This window comes from Ensifer sp. NM-2 (genome assembly GCF_003024455.1).
Lineage (GTDB): Bacteria > Pseudomonadota > Alphaproteobacteria > Rhizobiales > Rhizobiaceae > Ensifer > Ensifer canadensis.
In genome coordinates this window covers 90,076-97,753 of sequence record NZ_PVZR01000025.1, presented here as the reverse complement: position 1 = coordinate 97,753, position 7,678 = coordinate 90,076, and the positions used below count along the sequence as shown (strand labels likewise).

7 protein-coding genes and 1 pseudogene are annotated in these 7,678 nt (G+C 58.9%); 6 read left to right on the top strand and 2 right to left on the bottom strand.

Annotated elements, in window-relative coordinates:
* Positions 1-368, top strand: a 368-nt coding sequence (locus C6558_RS40110) for a hypothetical protein (RefSeq protein ID WP_158268987.1), incomplete at its 5' end; no start/stop codon positions are given.
* An 896-nt stretch (positions 369-1,264) separates the two neighbouring features.
* On the opposite strand, the pseudogene C6558_RS32725 reads toward C6558_RS40110, so the two are convergent.
* Both C6558_RS32725 and C6558_RS32720 read right to left on the bottom strand, forming a co-directional pair.
* Positions 1,265-1,936: pseudogene (locus tag C6558_RS32725) on the bottom strand (IS110 family transposase); the annotation flags it as partial.
* Between the two features lie 272 nt (positions 1,937-2,208).
* Entirely contained in the window at positions 2,209-3,138 is a 930-nt protein-coding gene (locus C6558_RS32720) for a LysR family transcriptional regulator (RefSeq protein ID WP_107028297.1), read from the bottom strand.
* A gap of 282 nt (positions 3,139-3,420) precedes the next feature.
* Here C6558_RS32720 and C6558_RS32715 point away from each other — a divergent pair, with 282 nt between their 5' ends.
* From C6558_RS32715 to C6558_RS32695, 5 genes are read left to right on the top strand one after another with little or no spacing between them, the layout of a single operon-like run.
* Positions 3,421-4,197 carry a 5-oxoprolinase subunit PxpA gene (locus C6558_RS32715; RefSeq protein WP_107028296.1) on the top strand — a complete coding sequence of 259 codons (777 nt, stop codon included), beginning with the start codon at positions 3,421-3,423 and terminating at the stop codon, positions 4,195-4,197.
* Positions 4,198-4,212: 15 nt separating this feature from the next.
* Entirely contained in the window at positions 4,213-4,455 is a 243-nt protein-coding gene (locus C6558_RS32710; protein WP_107028295.1) for an acetyl-CoA carboxylase, read from the top strand.
* Positions 4,452-5,837 (top strand): acetyl-CoA carboxylase biotin carboxylase subunit, encoded by a 1,386-nt coding sequence (locus tag C6558_RS32705; protein ID WP_107028294.1) that lies wholly within the window; start codon positions 4,452-4,454, stop codon positions 5,835-5,837. The genes C6558_RS32710 and C6558_RS32705 overlap by 4 nt, the downstream gene beginning before the upstream one ends.
* On the top strand, positions 5,837-6,712 hold the full coding sequence (locus C6558_RS32700; protein ID WP_107028293.1) for an allophanate hydrolase subunit 1: 876 nt from the start codon (positions 5,837-5,839) through the stop codon (positions 6,710-6,712). Before C6558_RS32705 ends, C6558_RS32700 begins: the two co-directional genes overlap by 1 nt.
* Positions 6,702-7,673 (top strand): biotin-dependent carboxyltransferase family protein, encoded by a 972-nt coding sequence (locus tag C6558_RS32695; protein WP_107028292.1) that lies wholly within the window; start codon positions 6,702-6,704, stop codon positions 7,671-7,673. The genes C6558_RS32700 and C6558_RS32695 overlap by 11 nt, the downstream gene beginning before the upstream one ends.
* The last annotated feature ends 5 nt before the right edge of the window (positions 7,674-7,678 follow it).

Sequence of the window (7,678 nt, the reverse complement as noted above, 5' to 3'; positions counted from 1 at the left end):
AAAGGGCCGCAACTCATGTACCAACTCTTATTGCGAAAATGGACGCCAATCTTCGCGCAATGACAGCGGAGGACGAGCAAGAAATTCTCGCCGGATTGAACGATGAACGCTCCGCCATCCAGAAACTTTCTGACCTGGCACCCCGGGCACGAGCCGATCCCCATCAAGAGCTGCGCCGGCATACACTGGCTTCGGTGCGCGTCAACGCCGAAGCAGAAATCCAAGCATTCAAGAAAGAGCTTTTGGAGCGCTTCGACAAGCCCGACGACGACATCCATTCCTTGATTGGAAATCTTCAACAAGGGCTCGAGGAAATGGAGAACGATCCAATTCAATACATCGACCTGCTGTTGGCACTCTCAGATTAGCGCGAAAGTGAACGCTGCCATCGCAACGCGCGGAAGAAATTGGCAGCGGGCCTGCCAATTCGTTGCTGGTGTTTTATTGGGACGCGGGATGGAGGATCTCTTTTGTCAGATTGATTTGTAACGCTCCTTTGACCGGTTATCTTGGTGCGGCGTACCCCATCAAATAGGGGAACAAAACTGGCCTGGCGCCCCCCCCAAGAAATTACATTGCGGTTCCCGAAACATGTCTTGCCTCCCCTGAGGGGATTGCGCGACTGATCCACTAGAGCACCAAGAATTTAAGCTATTCCCGATAAGGACGACGGTAGGTATCGCGCGCATTTTCGGAAAAGTGTGCTTGCACTCTCTCGAGCGTAGCGACGGAAGGCGAACCCGAAAAAGCACAGAACTACAGTCGTCTCTATCCTGCCATCCTAAGCGGTCGTGTTAATGCTGCTCTTTTGCGCTTCGAGTTCCGATGAGTTGATGGCCCATTCGAGCGCTCCGCCGACACACCAGCCGTGCACCGCGGCAATCACGATCTTGCGCGACTGCATGATCTGAAGCGTGACCGCCTGGATAGTCTCGACCCGGTCCTGTGTCTCCGCCTCCGAGGCAGTCTGCGCATCGAGATCCTTGAGGTCGGCGCTCCTGCATAAGACGGATCGTCGCGTGGAACGATCGGCACCGACTACAAGACATGAGTTTCTCTGATCGCGGAATTGATTGCAAGTTCCCTTTTGACTTATATGTTCCCGCCGGCTCTATGGTTCTCTTCGCGGTTAACACTGGGTCGCCGCATGTTAGCGTTCGGGACGTGGGTGCCTCAATGTAATCGACGCAGTACCTTAAATTAGGGCTGCCTCCCCATATACGAGGGTCACGCTCGCGGCGCGATCGTCTCGGACCATTGTCGCTTAAGCGGTAGCGCCAGCCGAGGCGTTGAACACTTCTCCTGTCCCGAGCATGCTGTGCATGATAACCGCAAGCTTCCGGGCGACTGCCACCGCAGCGCGCTTGAAGCCCAACCGCTCGCGCAGTTTCAGCCCCCAGCTCCTGAGACTGCTTTCGTTCCTGGGCCTGGTTCTCGTGAGAAGGACCGTTGCCGCTTCATACAGCAGTCCCCGCAGATGGCTGTCGCCTCGTCGCGAGATGTGGCCGTTATAGTCGACCTCACCTGACTGGTAGCGCCGGGTTGTCAGCCCGAGCCAGGCACCAACCGAGCGCGACGTTTTGAAGTTTTCTGGATCTTCAATCGCTGCAACATAGGACACCGCCGTGATGGCGCCGATACCCGGGATCGTCATCAGGAGCTTCGTCGACTGGCTCTGCCGTGCCACTGCGAGCAGCTGGCGATCCAGATCGGCCGTGCGCTTGCGTATGTCGCGCCATGCCTCAAGTAGAGGCAATATGATTGCTGCAAGGTCGTCATTCCCAGCTAATAGCTCCCTCACTTTACCATCAAACACCCTACCCCTTCCGTTGGGAACAATGAGGCCGAATGTTTTCATCAGGCCGCGGATCTGGTTGCTCAGCTGGATTGAGATACTCAGGAGCTGGTTGCGGACCCCGACCAGCGTGCGCGTCAGGCAATGTCTCCCGTACCCTCCCCCCCCCTTCGACGAACCTTTCGGCGAAGACATCTGGCCAACGCCTATCGGAAATGTATGCCGTCTGCTGGGCCTCGAAATGGTGTGCCTCAACCGGGACGAGACCTTCGTTCACGAGGCGAAAACGGCATCGTCACCTGAAGCGATCGCAGCCTCGCTGGCAGACGCGCCCGCTTGCCGGCGAATCGTGATCGAGACCGGCTGGAGACCGCTCTCATGGCAAAGTGGCATGCTTGTTCTTAATGCCAGTCTTACAGTGGCAACTCGTGTTTTGCTGCGGCGCCTCCCGGCAGACCGAAAACCTGCTGGAAATAGCTTCGTAATGCAAGCATCGCTGGTGTCAGTTTAAGGCCCGCGCGCCAGGCCAGCCCGACATCCATCGCCGGTATGTTCTCCTCGATGTTGATCGTCTCGATGCGCCGGCCTTCCAGCGACCACGGGCGGTGGACCATGTCGGATAGGATCGCGACTCCCTGATTATTGGCGACCATGGAACGGACGGCCTCTACGGAGGATGTTCGCAAAACGACGTTCGGCTGCCACTGCGTTTGGGTCCAGTATTTGAGTGCTGATTGTGCAGCCTCATCGACAGTCAGCATAATGTAGGATTCGTTTGATATCTCCTTCAAGCCGACGCTCTTGAGCTTCAGGAGAGGATGCTGCGCCGGCACCCATAGCCGCCGGGGCGAACTTAATAGGGTTTCGGTTGTCAGCAGCGGGTTGGTGATGTTTGAAGTGAGCAGCACCGACATGTCGTAACGGTTGGTGAGCAGCCCCTCTTCGATCGCATCGCGGTTCATCTCGTAAAGCTGCACCGAGATCTTAGGAAACAATCGCCGGAGCCGTTCGATGTGCAGCGGCAGGAAGTAGCCAATAACTGTATAGGTCGCCGCCACGACGATCTCGCCCTCGACATCGCTGTTGATGAAGTTGAGATGCATCGCTTCGTCGATCTTGGCAAGGATTTCGTACACATGCGACAGAAACTGGCGTCCCGGCGCCGTTAGTTCCATCCCGTGGGTGGTACGGTTGAATAGCGGCACCCCGACGATCTGTTCGAGGCCCTTGATGGCAGCCGTGATAGCGGACTGCGAAATATTCTGATTAATCGCTGCCTGCGATACTTGGCCATATTCTGCCGTCGAAACGAAATATCGCAGCTGGCGGACACTAAACGACATCGACTTTCCCCACACAAGTTTTCTTACTTCGCAGCGCAAAAACGAATATTGCTGCGCACAAAAGCGTCATTTCAGATCCTATTTTTTTGGCAACGAGCACATCCTCCTGTTTTTAAACGTTATTTTCTGCTGCCAGAATGGCAGCGTCGTTCTGATTTTTTGATATTGTTCCGAAAAAGAATCTATTTTTCAAACGAAAGATTTGTTTCTACCGTGGTGCCCAGTCAGTATTTCATCGGCTGACGTATAGGCGGGTTCGCCTGCATCAAGAAGGGCATCCACTTGAGAACAACCGTCGACATCAACTGCGATATGGGAGAGGCATTCGGAAAATGGCGCATCGGCGACACGACGGATAGCCGTCTCATTCCCTATATAAGCTCAGCAAATATCGCGGCCGGTTTCCATGCTGGCGATCCTAATCTCATTGACGATACAGTAAAGCTTGCCGTCCAGCATGGCGTTGCTGTGGGTGCTCACCCAGGCTATAACGATCTTCAAGGGTTTGGCCGCCGAAAGATCTCCGGAAGCAACAAGGAGATCATCAACGACATCGTCTACCAGGTCGGTGCGCTGCGGGAGTTCTGCCGTCGTCACGGCACGAGCATTCGTCACGTAAAGCCGCACGGCGCTCTGTACATGGAGCTTGCTGTCAATCCCGACCTTTCCGACGCCTTCGTGCAGTATATGCGTATCACCGCGCCGGACGTTCCCATTCTTTGCATGGGTATTTCGGCCACCTATACCGCCGCCCGCTTGCTCGGTCACCCGGTTGTCCGCGAATTCTATGCGGATCGCGACTATGATGACAGCGGTTCGATCGCATTCACGCGCGACGCCGGGCGGCTGGACCCGAAGACCATCGCCCGCAAGGTACTGCGCGCCTGCAAAGCAGGAAAGGTGCAGACCATCAACGGAAATGACGTCGACATCGAGTTCGAGTCGATCTGCTTCCACTCCGACACGCTCGGGGCGCTCGATATCGTCCGCGAGTTGCGGGAGGCGCTGGTGACGGAAGGCATCCGGATCGGGCCGGTTTCGCAACTCGAACATCAATGAGAATGAGGGAACATCATGAGCAAGCTTGAGATCCGTTCGCCGCTTCCCGGCACTTTCTACCGGGCGTCCGCGCCCGACTCCCCGCTGTTCAAAAACGATGGTGACGATGTGGGCGAGCGGGACGTCGTCGGCGTCATCGAGGTGATGAAGACCTTCCACGAGATCCCTGCCGGCGTGACCGGCAAGAACATCGTGTTCGTTGCCGAGAACGAAGAGCCGATCATGGCCGGCCAGGTCATCGCGGAGGTCGAAGCATGACGATAAGATCTCTCCTCGTTGCGAACCGCGGCGAGATCGCGGTTCGGATCATCAAGGCGGCGAAGGCGCTCGGCATCCGCACCGTCCAGATCCACAGCGCCGCCGATGCCGACATGCTGGCGGTCAGACTCGCCGATGAAGCAATCGACATCGGTCCGCCAGCGCCGAAGAAATCCTATCTCAACATCGACGCGGTGATCGCTGCGGCGAAGGCGGCAAAGGTCGATGCCGTGCACCCGGGCTACGGCTTCCTCTCCGAGAACGGCGACTTCGCCGACGCTGTCACTGCCGCCGGCATGGTCTTTGTCGGCCCGAGCGGAGACGCCATCCGGCTGCTGGGTGACAAGGTTGCGGCCCGTGAAGTCGCAGCCCGAGCAGGCGTACCGACTGTGCCGGGCAGCGGCGGTCGGGTAACGGATATCGCCGCCGCGCGCGACATCGCGGAGCGTACCGGCTTTCCGCTGATGATCAAGGCGGCGGCCGGCGGCGGCGGCCGCGGCATCCGGATCGTCGACACGACGGCGGAACTCGAAAAGCAGTTTCCGCTCGCCTCCGCGGAAGCTGCGGCCGCCTTTGGCGATGGCGGTCTCTATATCGAAAAAGTCATCACCAAGGCGCGTCACGTCGAGGTACAGATTTTTGGCGACGGAGAAAACTTCGTGCACTTCTACGAGCGCGAATGCTCGCTGCAGCGCCGCCGGCAAAAGGTTTGGGAAGAAGCGCCCGCTTTCCAACTTCCACCGATCGTGCGCCAGAAGCTCTGCCAGAGTGCCATCTCACTTGCACGCGAGGTCGCGTATACCGGCGCCGGCACTGTCGAATACCTCTACGACGAGGATGCCCGCGAGTTCTACTTCATCGAAGTCAACACCCGTATCCAGGTCGAACATCCGGTTACAGAAATGATCACGGGCTTCGACCTGGTCCAGGAGATGCTCAAGGTAGCGGGGGGGGCGCCGCTTTCGGTGACGCAGGACGATATCGCGCCGCGCGGTCATGCGATCGAGTGCCGCATCAACGCGGAGGACCCCTTCAAGGGCTTTGCGCCAGCGCCGGGCAGGATCGAGCATCTTTCCGTTCCCGATCGTGAGCATGTCCGTTTCGATACCATGCTCTACGAGGGCTATACGATACCGCCATTTTATGACTCGCTGCTCGGCAAGCTGATCGTCTGGGGCGAGACCCGCAGCGAATGCCTCGATCGGCTGCGCAAGACGCTGGACGAGCTGGCGATTGACGGCGTTCCCACGACAGTTCCCCTGCATCAGGCACTGGCCGCGGCACCCGCCGTGCGCTCTGGCGCGTTCCACACGCGTTTCCTGGAAGGGTGGCTGGAAACTGATTTTGTTCCACACGACACCACCAAGCCGGAGGTCGCCTGATGCCCGCAAGCTATACGTTCGGCGGTGATGAGCACCTGTTCGTCGAATGCAGTGACGAGATGTCGCTTGAGGCCTTCTTCAAGAGCCTGTCCATAGCGACGGGCATTCGCGAAAGCAGGATCAACGGCGTGACCGAGATCTGCCCGGCCAACGCCTCCCTGCAGATCAAATTCAATCCTGATGTCATCAAGCCGGACGACATCCTGAAGGAGGTCCGGCGGATCGAGGGCGCGGCGGAACGGGCCGAGCCCGTTATTAAGACCCGGATCGTCGAAATCCCGGTATTCTACAACGATCCCTGGACGTACGAGACGCTGATGCGGTTCCGCGAGCGCCACCAGGAGCCCGGCGGCACGGATCTCGACTATGGCGCGAAGATCAACGGCTATACGGATGTCGCGAGCTTCATTGGAGCGCACCACGGTTCGCCATGGTTCGTTTCGATGGTCGGCTTCGTCGCCGGCCTACCGTTCATGTTCCAGATGGTCGAGCGCCAACGCCAGATCGAGGTGCCGAAATACCTGCGGCCGCGCACCGATACGCCGAGGCTGACGGTCGGTCATGGCGGCTGCTTCGGCTGCATCTATTCCGTTCGCGGCGCCGGCGGCTACCAGATGTTCGGCATCACGCCGATGCCGATCTTCGACGCGACGCAGACGACCAGCTACCTGCGCGATTTCATGGTGTTCTTCCGGCCGGGCGACATCGTCAAGTTCAAGCCGATCGATCGCGACGCCTACGATCAGGCCGTCGAGGATGTCGACAAGGGCCGTTTCGCCCCGCCGATCCGCGAGGTGAAGTTCGACCTGCGCGAATTCCAGAAGGATATCGACGGTTACAACCAAACGCTGGAGGAGGCTCTCTATGCCCATTAAGGTACTCCACCACGGTGTGGCTACGAGCGTTCAGGATCTCGGTCGGCCCGGTTATTTCCACCTCGGCATCCCGATGGGTGGCGCGATGGATCGCTATGCCATGCGGGCGGCGAACCTGCTCGTCGGTAACGAAGAGGGCGCGGCCGGGCTGGAAGCGGTCTTCATGGGCCCGAAGCTCGAATTCACCGAGGATGCGCTCGTCGCCGTGACCGGGGCGGATATGCCTGCGAAGGTGGATGGCGAACCCGTGCCAGACTGGACGGCCTTCAAGGTAAAGGCGGGGCAGGTGCTGACCTTCGATTTCCTGAAGTCTGGCGCCCGCATCTGCATCGCTGTTTCCGGCGGCATCGATGTGCCGGTCGCGCTCGGCAGCCGCTCGACCTACCCAATCGGCGCGCTGGGCGGCTACAAGGGCAGGGCCCTTGCGATCGACGATGAACTGCCTGTCGGGGACGGCTCGCTGGCGACGGAAGGATGGACTGTCGCGGCGAACCTGCGCCGCCGGCCGGGCACTCCCGCGGAATTGCGTGTGCTTCCGGGCCTGTACTGGGACAGGTTGACGGATGCCGCGAAGGAAAACTTCTTCGCTGACACCTGGAAGGTTGCCAACGAAGCGGACCGCATGGGCTATCGCTTCAAGGGCGGGCGCAAGATCGAATTCGTCGAGCGCAAGCAGTCGTTCGGCGCCGGTTCCGATCCCTCCAACATCGTCGACAGTTGCTACCCCTACGGATCGATCCAGATCCCGAGCGGTACCGAGCCGATCATCCTGCACCGGGATGCCGTTTCCGGCGGCGGATACTTCATGGTAGGCACGGTGATCTCCGCCGACATGGATTTCATCGCCCAGCTTCAGCCGAACACGCCGACCCGCTTCATCGAAGTGACGATGGATGAAGCGTTGGGGGCTCGGCAGGAGCGAACTGCACTCCTCGGGAGACTTCGCTCCAGTTTCAACTGATCAAC

Coding starts and splice junctions, on each gene's coding strand:
- C6558_RS32720 (WP_107028297.1), bottom strand. CDS start 3,138: ATGTCGTTTAGTGTCCGCCAGCTGCGATATTTCGTTTCGACGGCAGAA.
- C6558_RS32710 (WP_107028295.1), top strand. CDS start 4,213: ATGAGCAAGCTTGAGATCCGTTCGCCGCTTCCCGGCACTTTCTACCGG.
- C6558_RS32705 (WP_107028294.1), top strand. CDS start 4,452: ATGACGATAAGATCTCTCCTCGTTGCGAACCGCGGCGAGATCGCGGTT.
- C6558_RS32700 (WP_107028293.1), top strand. CDS start 5,837: ATGCCCGCAAGCTATACGTTCGGCGGTGATGAGCACCTGTTCGTCGAA.
- C6558_RS32695 (WP_107028292.1), top strand. CDS start 6,702: ATGCCCATTAAGGTACTCCACCACGGTGTGGCTACGAGCGTTCAGGAT.